A 16,281-nucleotide genomic window follows, 5' to 3' on the forward strand; every position below is an offset into this window, starting at 1 on the left:
GTATCCGCCGATATTCAGTCTGACGCCTAAAGCGTCTGGAAGCACGTGACTTTAGCCATGTGAGGTTCACGGAAATCCACAACTACACAAGTATCAATTAGGACTTTCATAAATTTTTGAGCCTTTCTTTTTGGGCATCTTCTAAAGTGACTGTATTGGGAATGCTGCCATAAAGCTCTTTCACAATATCTAATTTGTTTTTATATGGAGACGTAATTTTTGCAATGATTTTGCCATTTTTGGAGATATAAATATCTTCGGTTGCAGCTTGATCAAGGTATTTCCCTAAATTCGATTTAAGTTCAGTAGCTGTAATTGACATATGCAAGCCTCCTTTTCATTTTCTGTGTCAATCATAGCATATTCGCATGATTCAATCAATGTTATCGTACGATTTTATCAATGTTTTTGCCAATACTGCTTTGTACGATACGGCTATATGCTTTTGACTGCTCTGCCGGACGCAAGAACTGTTTTATATTGCTGTAGTTTACAAAAAAATGAGCCTTCTGATTGCAAAAAAATAGTATGGCTGTAATTAATGAATTGTTAATGAATAATTTATGTAGCTGTAGTTTATGAAAAATTTATTGTTTTCTGTACAGGAAAGTGTTAAAATAGATAAGTGTATCATTCGCCTGTTTATAGAAATAGGGACAGGATACATATGAAAGGCAATAACAAAACGAAAATAATAATCAGGAGCATCTATTTGCACCTGTCAAGAGGAGTAGATTCATGAGCATGTTTTCAAAAATATTCGGGACGCACAGCCAGCGAGAGGTAAAACGTATTCTTCCACTGGTGGACAAGATCGACAGCCTGCGCCCGGAGATGCAGAAATTAACAGATGAAGAACTGCGTGACAAAACAAGAGAATATAAGAAACGCCTGGAAGAGGGAGCCACACTGGATGATCTTCTGCCGGAGGCTTTTGCCACTGTACGTGAAGCTGCCAAGCGTGTACTGGGTATGGAGCATTACAGGGTACAGCTGATCGGTGGTATTATCCTGCATCAGGGTCGTATTGCTGAGATGAAGACAGGTGAAGGTAAGACATTGGTATCCACACTGCCGGCATATCTGAATGCCCTGGAAGGCAAGGGTGTGCACATCGTTACAGTCAATGACTATCTGGCAAAGCGTGATGCTGAGTGGATGGGCAAGGTACATGAGTTCCTGGGGCTGACCGTAGGTGTTGTACTGAATGACATGAAGCCGGAAGAGCGCCGTGCTGCATATGGCTCTGACATCACTTATGTAACCAATAATGAACTTGGATTTGATTATCTTCGTGATAATATGGTTATCTATAAAGAGCAGCTTGTGCAGAGAGATCTTCATTACTGTATTATTGATGAGGTGGACTCTGTATTGATCGATGAGGCACGTACACCTTTGATCATTTCCGGCCAGAGCGGTAAGTCTACCAAGCTTTACGAGGTCTGTGATATTCTGGCACAGCAGCTGGAGCGTGGTGAAGCCAGCCATGAGATGACCAAGATGGCAGCCATCATGGGTGAGGAAGTTATCGAGACAGGTGACTTTGTAGTAAATGAGAAGGATAAGATCGTCAACCTGACAGAACAGGGTGTTAAGAAGGTTGAGAAGTTCTTTAATATTGAGAACCTTGCTGATCCGGAGAATCTGGAGATCCAGCACAACATTATCCTTGCACTTCGTGCCCACAATCTGATGCACAGGGATCAGGACTATGTGGTTAAGGATGATGAGGTTCTGATCGTTGATGAGTTTACCGGACGTATCATGCCGGGACGCCGTTATTCCGATGGTCTGCATCAGGCGATCGAGGCTAAGGAGCATGTAAAGGTTAAGAGAGAGAGCAAGACACTTGCTACTATCACATTCCAGAACTTCTTTAATAAATATGACAAGAAAGGCGGTATGACCGGTACAGCCCTTACCGAAGAAAAAGAGTTCCGTGATATTTACGCAATGGACGTTGTAGAGATCCCTACTAACCGTCCGGTACAGCGTAAGGATCTGGATGATGCTGTGTACATGACCAAGAAAGAGAAGTTTAACGCAGTTGTGGAAGCAGTCAAAGAAGCACATGCAAAGCAGCAGCCGGTACTGGTTGGTACGATCACCATCGAGACTTCCGAGTTGATCAGCCGTATGCTTCGCAGGGAAGGCATCCAGCACAATGTTCTGAATGCCAAGTTCCATGAGCTGGAGGCTGAGATCGTAGCACAGGCTGGACAGGCAGGCGCAGTTACCATTGCTACCAATATGGCAGGTCGTGGTACAGATATTAAGCTTGATGATGTGGCAAGAGAGGCCGGCGGACTGAAGATCATCGGTACAGAGCGACATGAGTCCAGACGTATCGATAATCAGCTTCGTGGACGTTCCGGACGTCAGGGTGATCCGGGAGAATCCCGTTTCTACATTTCCCTGGAAGATGACCTGATGCGTCTCTTTGGTTCCGAACGTTTGATGAAAGTATTCACATCTCTTGGTGTGGCTGAGAATGAACAGATCGAACACAAGATGCTTTCCAATGCCATTGAGAAGGCACAGGAGAAGATCGAGTTCAATAACTTTGGTATCCGTAAGAATCTTCTTGATTATGATGCTGTTAATAATGAACAGCGTGAGATCATTTACAAAGAGCGCCGTCAAGTTCTGGATGGTGAGAATATGCGTGATGCCATCTACAAGATGATCACAGACATTGTAGACAATACAGTGGATATGTGCTTTACAGATGATGTGGACTCAGAAGAGTGGGATCTGGATGAGTTTAATTCTGTTCTTCTTCAGATCATTCCTATTGAGCCTCTTACCAAAGAGGTGATCAAAGGCAAGAGAAAGAATGAGATCAAGCACTTTGTAAAGGAAGAAGCTGTAAAGCTTTATGAAGAAAAAGAGGCTGAGTTCCCGGAGCCAGAGCAGCTGCGTGAGCTGGAGCGAGTGATCCTTCTTAAGAGCATTGACAGCAAGTGGATGGATCACATTGATGATATGGAGATCCTTCGCCAGGGTATCGGACTGACAGCTTATGGCCAGAGAGATCCGGTTGTTGAGTACAAGATGGCTGCGTTTGACATGTTCAATAACATGATCACATCCATTCAGGAAGATACTGTACGGATGCTGTATCATGTACATGTAGAGCAGAAGATCGAGCGTGAGCAGGTTGCAAAGGTAACTGGCACCAACAAAGACGATACCAGTGTGAGAAAGCCTGTACAGCGTAAGGAGATCAAGGTATATCCTAACGATCCGTGCCCATGTGGAAGCGGAAAGAAATACAAACAGTGCTGTGGAAGAAAAGCAGCCAACGTGTAATCAGGATTGTGGTGTTTTGACACCAAAATCATAATATGTGATGCAAATGCCCCTCAGGCTCTAAAGAGCTGAGGGGCATTTATTAAACATTTTTTTATAGGCTCTGGAAAAGGTGGTGTAATCGGAAAAACCGCTTTGTGCGGCTGCTTTGATCACAGGCATGCCTTCACTGATCAAATCACGGGCCAGAAGAAGACGTTTGCTGTTAATATAACTGTGCAGAGTATAGCCTGTTTCAGATTTGAATTTACGCATCATATGGTATTTGCTAAGGTAGTACTTTTCTGCAAGCACATCCACTGAAAGATTAGCAGTCAGATTGTGGTTGATATATTGAAGCAGCTCCTGGATCTGCTGGTCGCAGGTATAGGATTTTTGATCAAAAATATATTGCTTTTCCAGAAAGATCCGGTTCAGGTACACCATAAACTGGGAAAAAAGAGCATCGCTTAATATGTCATTGCCGAATTGAGTACTTTTCATGGAGGCCTCCAGTTCAAAAAGGATTTCTTTCAGCTTTTCCTGCATCCTGCTTTTTAAACGAATCAGGTTAAAACTTCGGTCACTGGCCTTCTGGAAACATTGGGTCAGTGATTCTTTTTCCAGATCATCCCTGATCCACAGCACAAAACGTTCATATGGAAGAGAAGGCAGGATTTCCGGCTTGTGGATCGCATGCTGATTAACCAGAAGGATATCCCAGGGCTTCAGATGATAGGCTTTTCCCTCAATATGATAGGTGACTTTTCCGGATAAAAGAATCACCACTTTGTGAAAGTCATGATAATGAAATGGAAAGATTCGATCTTGCTGGTCTCGGATATGGAAAAGCCGGAATGACTGGTCCAGATATCCTGTTTTTTCTGTTGGCTCCTGGTCATAAAACATAAATACACCTCCATATGTCAAGCCCATTTGGTATCCTAAAGACATTTGCTCACAACATTATCCTCACAACATTATTTTATACATTGAAAGCATTTTTTGCAATATGTATGGCATTATATTCTATGTACAATGCGAAAATAAACAAATATACTATAGGTACCAGGATTGCAGAGGTGCGCAGTAGAAGTATGTCATGCAATTGCATGACGCGCACCTCGCAGCAAGAATGCCGAGGCATTCTTGAATGGGGAAAAGGAGCAGGCTTATGACAGACAGTATTGTTATGACAAAATATCAGGGACTTGGTAACGATTATCTTGTTTTGGACGCAAAAAAGAATAAAGTGCAGCTTCAGGGGAAAAAGATCGCGATCTTATGTCAGAGAGGCTTTGGCCTGGGGGCAGACGGGATCCTGTACGGTCCTGTAGAAATTAACGGGAAAATGGGTGTGAGGATCTTTAACTCAGACGGCAGTGAATCTGCCATCAGCGGCAATGGCGTAAGGATCTTTGCAAAATATCTGATGGATCAGGGCTATGTGCATGGAAATAAATTTTCCATAGAAACAGAGGCCGGAACAATGGAAGTAGAGTGCCTGAATGCCAGGGCAACAGAATTTCGGGTAAAAATGGGGAAAGCTTCTTTCATATCCAGGGAAATCCCTGTAACCGGAGAAATCCGGGAAGTGATCAATGAGCCTTTTGTATTTCAGGGTCAGGAATACAAGGCTACCTGCCTGACCGTGGGAAATCCTCATTGTATCATCTTTACAGATCAGATCAGCCGGGAAAAGGTGGAAAAGCTGGGGCCCTATGTGGAAAATGCAGATGAATTTCCGGAAAGGATCAATCTGCAGATCTGCAGGCAGATCGACAAAGGAAATCTGGAAATAGAGATCTGGGAGAGAGGCTGTGGATATACAAAGGCTTCCGGTACTGGCAGCTGTGCAGCAGCTATGGCAGCTTACCGTTTGGGGATGATGGAACGTCGGATCAATGTGAACCAGCCAGGAGGAATGATCCAGATCGATATCGGAAAGGATGACACCATCTACATGACCGGAACGGTAGGATATATTGCAGACATCCGCGTGGCAGAAAGCTTTTTCTCCTGAACTTCCTTTGAACTACCTCCTTTACGGGACGTTGACAAAATCAGCGTTATGACGTATTCTTTTCAGAAAGAATGATCAATTACGTTGCAGTGATATTCAGCAAGGATGATCATGCGGCAGTGAGTGGTTACTGCCGGCATCCGGATAGATAAGGATCCATAAAGGAGGAGTAAATGTCATCTACAGACACAGGTAAGGCCAGTGAATGGCAGACAGAAGAAATACGGAAAGAGATTTGTAATACAGATTATCATAAGCTTTATAATACAGGCAGCAACGAAGAACAACAGAATCCAGACGAAGATCATAAAGGGGTGCCCGCAGGGCATGCCCTTATTGCAATGAGTGGAGGTGTGGACAGCTCAGTGGCAGCCATGCTGATGTGCAAGGCAGGCTATGAGTGCATTGGCGTAACCATGAAATTATACGATAATGAAGACGTGGGACTGTCCAAGAATCACACCTGCTGTACACTGGATGATGTGGAAGATGCCAGAATAGTAGCACATCAGCTGGGAATGCGTTTTTACGTAATGAATTTTAAAGAAGACTTTTCCCATCAGGTGATCGACCGCTTTGTGGATGCCTATGAGCGTGGGGATACACCCAACCCATGTATTGACTGCAACCGGTACATGAAGTTTGCAAAGCTTTATGACCGGGCAAAGGCAGTGGGCTTTGGTACCATTGTGACCGGACATTATGCACGGGTGGAATATGATGAGGAAAAAGACCGGTGGCTTTTGAAAAAGGCAAGGAATCTGGCAAAGGATCAGTCCTATGTGCTTTATTTTATGACCCAGGATCAGCTGGCCCATACCAGGTTCCCACTGGGAGAATATGCAGACAAAGAGAAAGTCCGGGAACTGGCAGAAGAATATCATTTTGTAAATGCCAGAAAGCATGACAGCCAGGATATCTGCTTTGTACCAGATGGGAATTACGGAGATTTTATTGAAAGACGCACAGGGAAAAAGTATGAAAGCGGAGACTTTGTAGACCAGCAGGGACATGTGCTGGGACAGCATAAAGGTCTTCTCCGTTATACCATCGGCCAGAGAAAGGGCCTTGGGCTTGCACTTCCGGCTCCATTATATGTGCGTAGGAAAGATATGGCCAAAAATCAGGTGATACTGTCCCCGGAAAAGGATCTTTATACAAAAGAGCTTCTGGCTAAGGACTTTAACTGGATCTCCTGCGAGCCGCCAAAGGAACCAATCAAGGTAACAGCCAAGACACGTTACCGTGCAAAGGAAGCACCGGCTATGGCCCAGGCACTGCCGGACGGCATGGTAAAGGTAGTGTTTGAAGAGCCGGTACGTGCAGTGACAGGAGGTCAGGCAGTTGTACTTTATGACGAAGATGTTGTAGTAGGCGGTGGCACGATCCTTGGATAGAACCTGTAAAATTATTATAAAATTTGCCAAATGATATTTTACTTTATCTGCCTATGCGAACTACAAAATGCAATTCCAATGCAGTTGTTTTTTTGCCGGGGATATGCTAAAGTATAAGACAGCCTGGAAACAAAGGCAGTAAGCCTGTTTCCACACAAATATAAGAAAGAAGGTGAAGCTGTGGTTGAATTAGACCAGTTCAAGAGCATTCTTGCAACGTATACAGAACCATTAGTGGAAGTGAGGGATTCACTTTGACCTGGCTAACAAAGAGCAGAAGGTCGAAGAATTAGAAAGGGAGATGGAAGCTCCCGACTTCTGGGATGACGCAGAGAAGTCCCAGCAGAAAATGAAAGAATTAAAAAGCATGAAGGATGACATGGAGACATATCAGCACCTGGTATCCCAGATGGAAGATATGGAGACCATGATCGAGATGGGTTATGAGGAGAATGATCCGGCGATCATTCCGGAGATTCAGGAGATGCTGGATGAGTTCTGCACAGATTTTGACAATATCCGTATCAAAACACTGCTTTCCGGCGAATATGACAGCGAGAATGCCATTATCAAGCTGAATGCAGGAGCCGGTGGCACAGAAGCCTGTGACTGGTGCAGCATGCTGTACCGTATGTATACCCGATGGGCAGACAGGAAAGGATTTTCTGTGGAAGTACTGGATTATCTTGACGGAGATGAAGCCGGTATCAAGTCTGTTACTTTCCAGGTCAATGGGGAGAATGCATACGGACTTCTGAAATCCGAAAAGGGCGTGCACCGTCTGGTACGTATTTCTCCGTTTAATGCTGCAGGCAAACGACAGACATCCTTTGTATCCTGTGATGTTATGCCGGATATAGAGAAGGATCTGGATGTGGAGATCAACGATGAGGATATCCGTATTGATACCTACCGAAGCAGCGGCGCCGGTGGACAGCATATCAACAAGACTTCCTCTGCGATCCGTATCACCCACTTCCCTACCGGGATCGTGGTACAGTGCCAGAATGAGCGTTCCCAGCACATGAATAAAGACAAGGCTATGCAGATGCTGAAGGCCAAGCTTTATCTGCTGAAGCAGCAGGAAGCAGAAGCCAAGCTTTCCGGTATCCGTGGAGAAGTAACCGATATTGGATGGGGCAATCAGATCCGTTCCTATGTTATGCAGCCATATACCATGGTCAAGGATCACCGTACCAACGAAGAGACCGGTAATGTGGATGCAGTGATGGATGGCGGCATTGATATTTTCATCAATGCATACCTGAAATGGATCGCCCTTTCAAAATAACCTGAAAATACAAGAACCCTCTTGCGGCAGCCCCTGAGGCTGTGGTAATATATCCATTGTTAGAAAACAAATGTTTTTGTAATACGGACAGAGGGACATGCATGGATAGAACAAACGAGAAAAAGAAATATTATGTAGTGACAGAGCGGGCTGTTCCGGAGGTTCTTCAGAAAGTTGTGGAAGCAAAGAAACTTCTGGATTCAGGCCGCGTACTCACTGTACAGGAAGCTGCAGAGCAGACAGGGATCAGCCGCAGCTCTTTTTACAAATATAAAGATGATATTTTTCCTTTCCATGAACAGGCCAAAGGAAAGACAATTACCTTTATCATACAGATGGATGATGAACCTGGGATATTGTCAAATGTACTGAAGTCCGTTGCAGAGTTTCATGGGAATATACTGACCATTCATCAGAGTATTCCCATCAGTGGCGTGGCTACGTTGACCCTAAGCGTAGATATCCTTCCGGGGGCCGGTGATGCTGAGGCCATGGTAGAGAACATTGAACAGACGGAAGGGATTCATTATCTTAAAATATTAGGCAGGGAGTAAACAAATGATCAACATAGCAGTTTTAGGATACGGCACTGTAGGCAGCGGAGTAGTAGAGGTGATCAATACCAACCAGGACAGTATTAACAGGCGTGCAGGAGATGAGATCCGGATCAAATACGTGTTGGATCTTCGTGATTTTCCAGGGGATCCGGTACAGGAAGTGCTTGTACACGATTATGAGACCATCGTAAATGATCCGGAAGTAGACATTGTAGTAGAAGTGATGGGTGGCCTGGAGCCGGCACATACCTTTGTGAAAAGAGCATTAGAGGCAGGGAAAAGCGTGGCTACCTCCAATAAAGCATTGGTAGCAAAGTTTGGTCCTGAGCTGATGGACATCGCCAGGAATAAGAACATTAATTTCCTGTTTGAGGCAAGCTGCGGAGGCGGTATTCCTATTATCCGCGCACTGAACCAGTCTCTTACAGCAGACCAGATCGACGAAGTGACAGGTATCCTGAATGGCACCACCAATTATATGCTGACCAAGATGGATATGGAAGGCAGCCGTTTTGAAAGTGTTCTGAAGGAAGCTCAGGAAAAAGGATATGCAGAGGCTGATCCTACCGCAGATGTGGAAGGATATGACGCATGCAGGAAGATCGCGATCCTGTCTTCCCTTGCATACGGGAAGTTTCTGAATTATGAAAAAATCCATACAGAAGGGATCACCAGGATCACTCCGGAAGATATGGAGTATGCCAGGGTTATGGGTATGTCCATTAAGCTTCTGGCTACAAGCAGGAAGCTGTCAGAGGATTCCTATTATGCAGTGGTTGCCCCCTTCCTTGTTGGTAAAAATAATCCGCTGTACAGTGTAAATGATGTGTACAACGGTATTTTTGTCCATGGAAATGTACTGGGAGATGCCATGTTCTACGGCAGCGGGGCAGGCAAGCTGCCTACTGCAAGTGCAGTAGTGGCAGATGTGGTGGATGAAGCCAAGCATCTTCATGAGAACATTCCAAATGAATGGAACGATCAGCCACTTCCCCTTGCAGATCCTGATCAGGTATCCGGACGGTTCTTTGTACGTGTACAGACAACCGATCTTTCGCTGATCCGGAGTGTATTTGGGACTATAGAGCAGATACAGGTACCAAAGGCAGAAGGAGAGACAGGCTTTGTCACTGCACAGATGACACTTGGACAGTACAAAGCAAAAGCAGCAGAGATCAAAGCGGAGATCCTTTCCATGATCCGCATCAAGGACTGAGTGACCGGAGGCATATATGTTAATAGTTAAAAAGTTTGGCGGTACATCTGTGGCAAATAAAGAACGGATCTTTCATGTGGCAGACCGGTGTATAGCAGAATACCAGAAAGGCAACGATGTAGTGGTTGTGCTTTCTGCAATGGGCAAATATACAGATGAGCTGATCAAAATGGCAAAGGACATCAATGAAAAGCCACCGAAAAGAGAATTGGATATGCTGCTGACCATTGGAGAGCAGATGTCTGTGGCGCTGATGGCCATGGCCATGAACCAGAGAAAGGTGCCGGCAGTATCCCTGAATGCATTTCAGGTGACTATGCACACCACCAGTGATCACGGCAATGCAAGACTGAAAAGGATCGATACCGAGCGGATCCGCAGGGAGCTGGAAAACCGCAGGATCGTCATCGTCACTGGATTTCAGGGCGTGAACAAATATGATGATTATACTACCCTTGGCAGAGGCGGCTCTGACACTACAGCAGTTGCACTGGCAGCAGCTCTTCATGCAGATGCCTGCGAGATCTATACAGATGTGGACGGAGTTTATACGGCAGACCCAAGGAAGGTGCCTGGAGCCCGCAAGCTGAAAGAGATCACCTATGATGAGATGCTGGATCTGGCTACCTTAGGAGCAGGTGTGCTTCACAACCGTTCTGTGGAAATGGCCAAGAAATACGGCGTGCCCCTTGTGGTGCGCTCCAGCCTGAACGACAGTGAGGGTACAGTAGTAAAGGAGGTAACAACCGTGGAGAGAATGCTGATCAGTGGTGTAGCCCTGGATACAGATGCAGTAAGGATCGCAGTGATCGGGATCAAGGATATGCCGGGTATGGCATTTAAGGTTTTTGATACACTTGCCAAAAAGAAGATCAATGTGGATGTGATTCTGCAGTCCATCGGACGGGCAGGCACCAAAGATATTTCCTTTACAGTAAATAAGGATGATCTTGAGGATGCAGTTGCCACTCTGGAAGAGAACCAGGCAAGACTGGGCTATAAAGAACTGCATTCAGAGAGAAACATTGCCAAGCTTTCTATTGTAGGGGCCGGCATGATGAGTAATCCGGGTGTGGCTGCTAAGATGTTCGAAAGCCTTTACAACGAAGGCGTTAATATCAATATGATCTCTACATCAGAGATCAGGGTAACGGTCCTGATCAATGAAAAGGATGGGATCCGTGCAATGAATGCAGTACACGATGCGTTTGGGCTTACCGACTAAAAGCCTGGAAGGGAGAAAACGATGAAAAGAAAAATGATGATTGCACTATTGATGGCAGCCAGCTTATGTACAGTATCTGTTCCTGTTATTGCACAGGAGACCGCAGGGACACAGGAAGCAGCTCAGACAGAGGAAACTGCTGAAGCACAGGAGACTGCAGTGGCAGAAAACACAGAAGAAGCACAGCCTGCAGACCCGCATGCTTCCACTACTTTATCGGACAACATTTATGATTTTCAGCTGAAAATGGGAGATGATATCTGCCAGTTCCCTATGACCTATGAGGCTTTTACAGCTCTTGGATGGCAGCTTTCCGGCGTGGAAGAGGACGAAAGCGTACCCTCTAATTCCTACTATATGATCGATTTTGAAAAAGAGGGACTGCGGATTGGAGCAGAGGCTATCAACCTGGGGATCAATCAGACACCTGTAAGCCAGTGTCTGATCGGCTCTGTGACTGTGGATGCAAGCAGCAGCTACGGAGTGGATCTTTCCAAAATGCCGGTAGAGCTTGCAGGCGGGATCCAGATGGGTACCTCCACAGTGGATGATATTAAGGCAGCTTATGGAGATCCTTCTGATGTATATGAAGGAGATTATTATACACAGATGACATACTCCAAGGATACTTATGAACGTGTGGAGCTGTATGTATATAAGGACGACAACACACTGAAAAAAGTAGATGTGCGTAATTTCTCAGAGCCGGAAGATTTTGAAAAGGGCGAAGTAGATACCTCCACACCGGACGTTGTATCTGAGTATCAGGCGCCCCAGGAACTGGGCAGTGATATGCTGGATCCGGTAGTAGAGTACTGTGGTGATCTTTACCAGCTCCCTGCACCTGTAAGCGCATTTGAGGCAAATGGCTGGGTGATCCAGGATGCAGCTGAGGACGCATATGTAGAAGTCGGCGGTCTGGAATTTATTGATATGATGAAGAATAACCAGAGTGTAAGATTCTCCATCTATAACAAAACATCCAATGCAGTTACATTGTCCAATTGCTTTGTAACAGAACTGGAGGTTGGCAATTATGACAGCGACAGCCTGAGCCTGAAGCTTTCCGGTGGATTTACTTTAGGCGCATCCAAAAGCGATCTGATGGCAGCAGCACAGGAAAAAGGCTATCTTTACGATGAAGAGAATGGTTATCTGACCATTTATGAGAGCGAAGATACCAAGATCGACACAAGAGCACAGTTCTGGTTCAATGAGGATGAGGATCCGGACACAGCTGCTGCAGTTACCTATAAGAATTATAACCTTCAGTAACACATAAGGCAGCATGCCTGTGTCACTGGACCGGAGGAGAAGATGAGTGATTATATTCTGAGCTGCTGTTCAACAGCAGACCTTACCAAGGAACATTTTGAAAAACGTGGAATATCTTACATCTGTTTTCACTATCAGATGGATGGAAAACAGTATACAGATAATTTGGGACAGAGCATGCCTTTTGAGAAGTTTTATCAGGCAATGGCAGATGGGGCAGAAACAAAAACCTCCCAGGTTAATGCAGAAGAGTATCAGGCATATTTTGAAACATTCCTGAAGCAGGGAAAGGATGTGCTTCATGTGTGCCTGTCCTCCGGGATTTCCGGAGCGATCAATTCTGCTATGATCGCCAAAGAAGAACTGTCTCAGAAGTATCCCAAAAGGCAGATCCTGGTGGTAGATTCTCTTGGAGCATCTTCCGGATACGGGCTTTTGATGGACCAGCTGGCAGATCTTCGGGATCAGGGACAAAGCCTTCAGCAGGTTTATGACTGGGCCGAGCAGCATAAGCTGGAGCTGAATCACTGGTTCTTTTCCACAGATCTTACCTTTTATATCAAGGGCGGCAGGATTTCCAAAACCGCCGGCTTTATCGGCGGCGTGTTGAATATCTGCCCGCTTCTGAACATGGATGACCAGGGAAGGCTGATCCCCAGATTTAAGATCCGCACCAAGAAAAAGGTGATCCGTACCATTGTGGACAAGATGGAAGAATATGCCAGAGATGGCAGAGATTATTCCGGGAAGTGCTATATTTCCCAGTCCGGCTGTTATGAGGATGCCAGGGCTGTGGCAGACCTGGTAGAGGCCAGATTTCCCCACCTAAACGGAAAAGTTCTGATCAATTATGTAGGTACTACCATTGGAAGCCATACAGGCCCTGGTACTGTGGCTCTTTTCTTCTGGGGGAAAAAACGCACAGAGTAAGAAGCTGTTGCCGAATCGAAGGAGATTTGATAATCTATGAAGAGAAGTTCAAAAGAACTGAAAAGATACGCAAAGCTGGCTTTAGAGGGTAGATATGGGATCGCTATCATGGGGGTGCTGGCAGCATTTGGCATCAACCTTCTGGGGAATCTTCTGGCAGGGAATCTTTTTACAGGCGAATTCCTGCCAACTATGATCATGAGCCAGATTTTTCTATTTATCCTGTCCCTTGTTACAGGGATCCTGTCTGCAGGGTTGTATTACATGTTTCTGAATATGGCCAGAGACAGGGAGTTTGGTCTTGGTGATCTGCTGTACTTTTTCAGAAATCATCCGGATCGGGTGATCGTAGCCGGCTTTGTGCTGGCACTGATCGATCTGGTGGTATCCATTCCCTACTACTGGTACAGCTATACTGTGATCCCTGGGAATACTCTGGAAGCACAGGTGGAGTGGATGGGCCGCTCTATGGAGCTGATGCTGTTATCTATTGTACTTAATGTGATCGTTACGCTGCCTTTTGTTATGACCTACTTTCTGATGGCAGATCACCTGGATATGGGCGGCATAGAGGCTTTAAAGGCCAGTGCAGCTATGATGAAAGGGCATAAAGGCAGATATCTGCTGATGCAGATCAGCTTTATCCCTTTACTGTTTCTTTCTATATTCACATTATATATAGCTCTTCTTTGGATCGTTCCCTATATGCAGATGACTGTGACTATGTTTTACAGGGATCTGTTAGGAGAACTGGATCAGGACATTTATGAGGATCACAGGGAAAATAAATCTGCCTGGGATCAGGATGACTTTAATTCCGAGGCATAAAATGTTATGTGCGGAACATAAGACTTTAATTCCCGGGCATAAGGAGATGATAGATTAACATGGATATTATACAGGTGATCACCCAGGAACTGGGTGTAAAAAAAGAACAGGTAGAAGCAGCGGTAAAGCTGATCGATGAAGGCAATACCATTCCGTTTATTTCCAGATATCGTAAGGAAGCAACCGGTGCCCTTAATGATGAACAGCTGCGTAATCTTTATGAGCGGCTGAATTACCTGCGTAACCTTGAAGATAAGAAGAAACAGGTGCTTGCCAGCATTGAAGAGCAGGGCAAGCTAAACGCTGAGCTGAAGAAACAGATCCTTGAAGCACAGACTCTGGTGGTGGTAGAGGATCTGTACCGTCCTTACAGGCCAAAACGCCGTACAAGGGCAACCATTGCCAAAGAAAAAGGACTGGAGCCCCTGGCAAATATTATCAGCCTTCAGATGACCAAAAAACCATTGGAAGAAGAAGCACAGGCTTTTCTTTCCGAAGAGAAGGAAGTGACTTCCGTGGAGCAGGCCATTGCAGGAGCAAAGGATATTCTGGCAGAACGGATTTCCGATGAGGCGGATTACCGTATCCGCATCAGGGATCTGACCACAAAGAAAGGAACAATCAGTTCTGTGGCAAAGGATCCAAAGGCTCAGTCTGTTTATGAAATGTATTATGAGTTTGAGGAGCCTATCAAGAAGCTGGCAGGTCATAGGATCCTGGCACTGAACAGAGGGGAAAAAGAGAAATTCCTCACTGTTAAAGTGAATGCACCGGAAGAAGAGATCCTCCGTTACCTGGAACATCAGGTGATCACAAAGGAGAATCCTGTTACCTCTCCTGTCTTAAAAGAAGTGGTGGATGACTGCTACAAACGACTGATCGCACCTGCCATTGAAAGGGAGATCCGCAGCAATCTTACCGATCAGGCAGAAGATGGCGCCATCAAGGTATTTGGAAAGAATCTGGAGCAGCTTCTTATGCAGCCTCCCATTGCAGGGAAGGTTGTGCTTGGATGGGATCCGGCATTCCGTACCGGATGTAAGCTGGCAGTGGTAGATGCCACAGGAAAGGTGCTGGATACCACAGTGGTTTATCCTACTGCACCTACCAATGAGACTAAGATCCGTGCAGCCAAGGATACAGTGGAGAAAATGATCCGAAAGTACAAGGTATCCCTGATCTCTGTTGGAAATGGTACTGCTTCCAGAGAGTCAGAGCAGGTGATCGTGGACATGCTGAAGGAGATCCCGGAAGCAGGCGTACAGTACGTGATCACCAATGAAGCTGGTGCTTCTGTATATTCTGCAAGCAAGCTGGCCACAGAAGAGTTCCCTAACTTTGATGTAGGACAGAGAAGCGCAGCTTCCATTGCAAGGCGTGTACAGGATCCGCTGGCAGAGCTGGTAAAGATCGATCCTAAGTCCATTGGTGTTGGTCAGTATCAGCATGATATGAACCAGAAAAAGCTGGGAGAAGCTTTGTCCGGAGTGGTTGAGGACTGTGTGAACAAGGTAGGTGTGGATCTGAATACTGCATCTGCCTCCCTGCTGGAATATATTTCAGGCATCAGTAAAGCCATTGCAAAAAACATTGTGACCTACAGAGAAGAAAATGGCCGTTTTACCAACAGGAAAGGTCTTCTGAAGGTGGCAAAGCTGGGTCCTAAGGCTTTTGAACAGTGTGCCGGATTTATGCGTATCACAGGAGGTGATGATCCATTGGATGCTACAAGCGTGCATCCGGAAAGCTATGAGGCAGCAAATGCCCTTCTTAAAAAGCTGGGACACACACCAAAAGATATTACATCCGGAGGTCTGGGCAGGATCTCTTCCCAGATCCATGACTACAAAAAGCTGGCCAAGGAACTGGAGATAGGCGAGATCACATTGAAAGACATTGTAAAGGAGCTGGAGAAACCGGCAAGAGATCCAAGGGATGAAATGCCCCGTCCGATCCTTCGCACAGATGTACTGAATATGGAGGACCTGAAAGAAGGGATGATCCTGAAAGGAACTGTGCGGAATGTGATCGATTTCGGAGCATTTGTGGATATCGGGGTTCATCAGGATGGGCTTGTACATATCTCCCAGATGAGCGAGAAGTTTATCAAACATCCCCTGGAAGCAGTCAGTGTAGGAGATGTTGTGGATGTACAGGTGATCGGCGTGGATCTTAAGAAGAAACGGATCAGCCTTTCCATGAAAGGATTTCAGAAATAACAAAAAAGTATTGTGATCCGGCGGGG

Annotated in this window: 13 protein-coding genes; 11 read left to right on the plus strand and 2 right to left on the minus strand. The window is 45.6% G+C overall.

From position 1 onward, the window contains the following. Positions 1 to 106: 106 nt before the first annotated feature. Positions 107 to 322, minus strand: coding sequence for a type II toxin-antitoxin system Phd/YefM family antitoxin (locus tag G5B11_RS09240; protein ID WP_158421145.1), 216 nt, complete (start codon positions 320 to 322; stop codon positions 107 to 109). 416 nt (positions 323 to 738) lie between these two features. Between G5B11_RS09240 and secA the strand changes: the two genes are divergently transcribed. Beyond that, positions 739 to 3,315, plus strand: coding sequence for a preprotein translocase subunit SecA (gene secA, locus G5B11_RS09245; RefSeq protein ID WP_173727787.1), 2,577 nt, complete (start codon positions 739 to 741; stop codon positions 3,313 to 3,315). 60 nt (positions 3,316 to 3,375) lie between these two features. On the opposite strand, the gene G5B11_RS09250 is transcribed toward secA, so the two are convergent. Continuing rightward, on the minus strand, positions 3,376 to 4,203 hold the full coding sequence (locus tag G5B11_RS09250) for an AraC family transcriptional regulator (protein WP_173727789.1): 828 nt from the start codon (positions 4,201 to 4,203) through the stop codon (positions 3,376 to 3,378). Between the two features lie 265 nt (positions 4,204 to 4,468). On the opposite strand from G5B11_RS09250, the gene dapF reads away from it, so the two are divergent. The 10 genes from dapF (at position 4,469) to G5B11_RS09300 (ending at position 16,255) form a co-directional block, all read left to right on the plus strand. Continuing rightward, entirely contained in the window at positions 4,469 to 5,317 is an 849-nt protein-coding gene (gene dapF, locus G5B11_RS09255; RefSeq protein ID WP_173727791.1) for a diaminopimelate epimerase, read from the plus strand. A 173-nt stretch (positions 5,318 to 5,490) separates the two neighbouring features. Then, positions 5,491 to 6,714, plus strand: a complete 1,224-nt coding sequence (gene mnmA, locus G5B11_RS09260) for a tRNA 2-thiouridine(34) synthase MnmA (RefSeq protein ID WP_173727793.1) — start codon at positions 5,491 to 5,493, stop codon at positions 6,712 to 6,714. Positions 6,715 to 6,894: 180 nt separating this feature from the next. Next, positions 6,895 to 8,005 (plus strand): peptide chain release factor 2 gene (gene prfB / locus G5B11_RS09265; protein WP_173727796.1). Its coding sequence is split into 2 segments (ribosomal slippage): positions 6,895 to 6,969 and positions 6,971 to 8,005, totalling 1,110 coding nucleotides; the frame shifts between segments, so codons are not numbered across the junction. A 101-nt stretch (positions 8,006 to 8,106) separates the two neighbouring features. After that, complete coding sequence (locus tag G5B11_RS09270) at positions 8,107 to 8,559, plus strand: ACT domain-containing protein (protein ID WP_158421139.1); 453 nt, start codon at positions 8,107 to 8,109, stop codon at positions 8,557 to 8,559. A 4-nt stretch (positions 8,560 to 8,563) separates the two neighbouring features. Then, on the plus strand, positions 8,564 to 9,778 hold the full coding sequence (locus tag G5B11_RS09275) for a homoserine dehydrogenase (RefSeq protein WP_173727798.1): 1,215 nt from the start codon (positions 8,564 to 8,566) through the stop codon (positions 9,776 to 9,778). Positions 9,779 to 9,794: 16 nt separating this feature from the next. Then, positions 9,795 to 11,003, plus strand: a complete 1,209-nt coding sequence (locus G5B11_RS09280; protein ID WP_173727800.1) for an aspartate kinase — start codon at positions 9,795 to 9,797, stop codon at positions 11,001 to 11,003. A 21-nt stretch (positions 11,004 to 11,024) separates the two neighbouring features. Beyond that, on the plus strand, positions 11,025 to 12,278 hold the full coding sequence (locus G5B11_RS09285) for a hypothetical protein (RefSeq protein WP_173727802.1): 1,254 nt from the start codon (positions 11,025 to 11,027) through the stop codon (positions 12,276 to 12,278). A gap of 42 nt (positions 12,279 to 12,320) precedes the next feature. After that, entirely contained in the window at positions 12,321 to 13,208 is an 888-nt protein-coding gene (locus G5B11_RS09290) for a DegV family protein (RefSeq protein ID WP_173727804.1), read from the plus strand. Positions 13,209 to 13,244: 36 nt separating this feature from the next. After that, on the plus strand, positions 13,245 to 14,036 hold the full coding sequence (locus G5B11_RS09295; protein WP_158421134.1) for a DUF975 family protein: 792 nt from the start codon (positions 13,245 to 13,247) through the stop codon (positions 14,034 to 14,036). Positions 14,037 to 14,095: 59 nt separating this feature from the next. Further along, complete coding sequence (locus G5B11_RS09300) at positions 14,096 to 16,255, plus strand: Tex family protein (RefSeq protein ID WP_158421133.1); 2,160 nt, start codon at positions 14,096 to 14,098, stop codon at positions 16,253 to 16,255. The last annotated feature ends 26 nt before the right edge of the window (positions 16,256 to 16,281 follow it).

This window comes from Blautia glucerasea (assembly GCF_013304385.1).
Taxonomy (GTDB): Bacteria; Bacillota; Clostridia; order Lachnospirales; family Lachnospiraceae; genus Blautia_A; species Blautia_A ammoniilytica.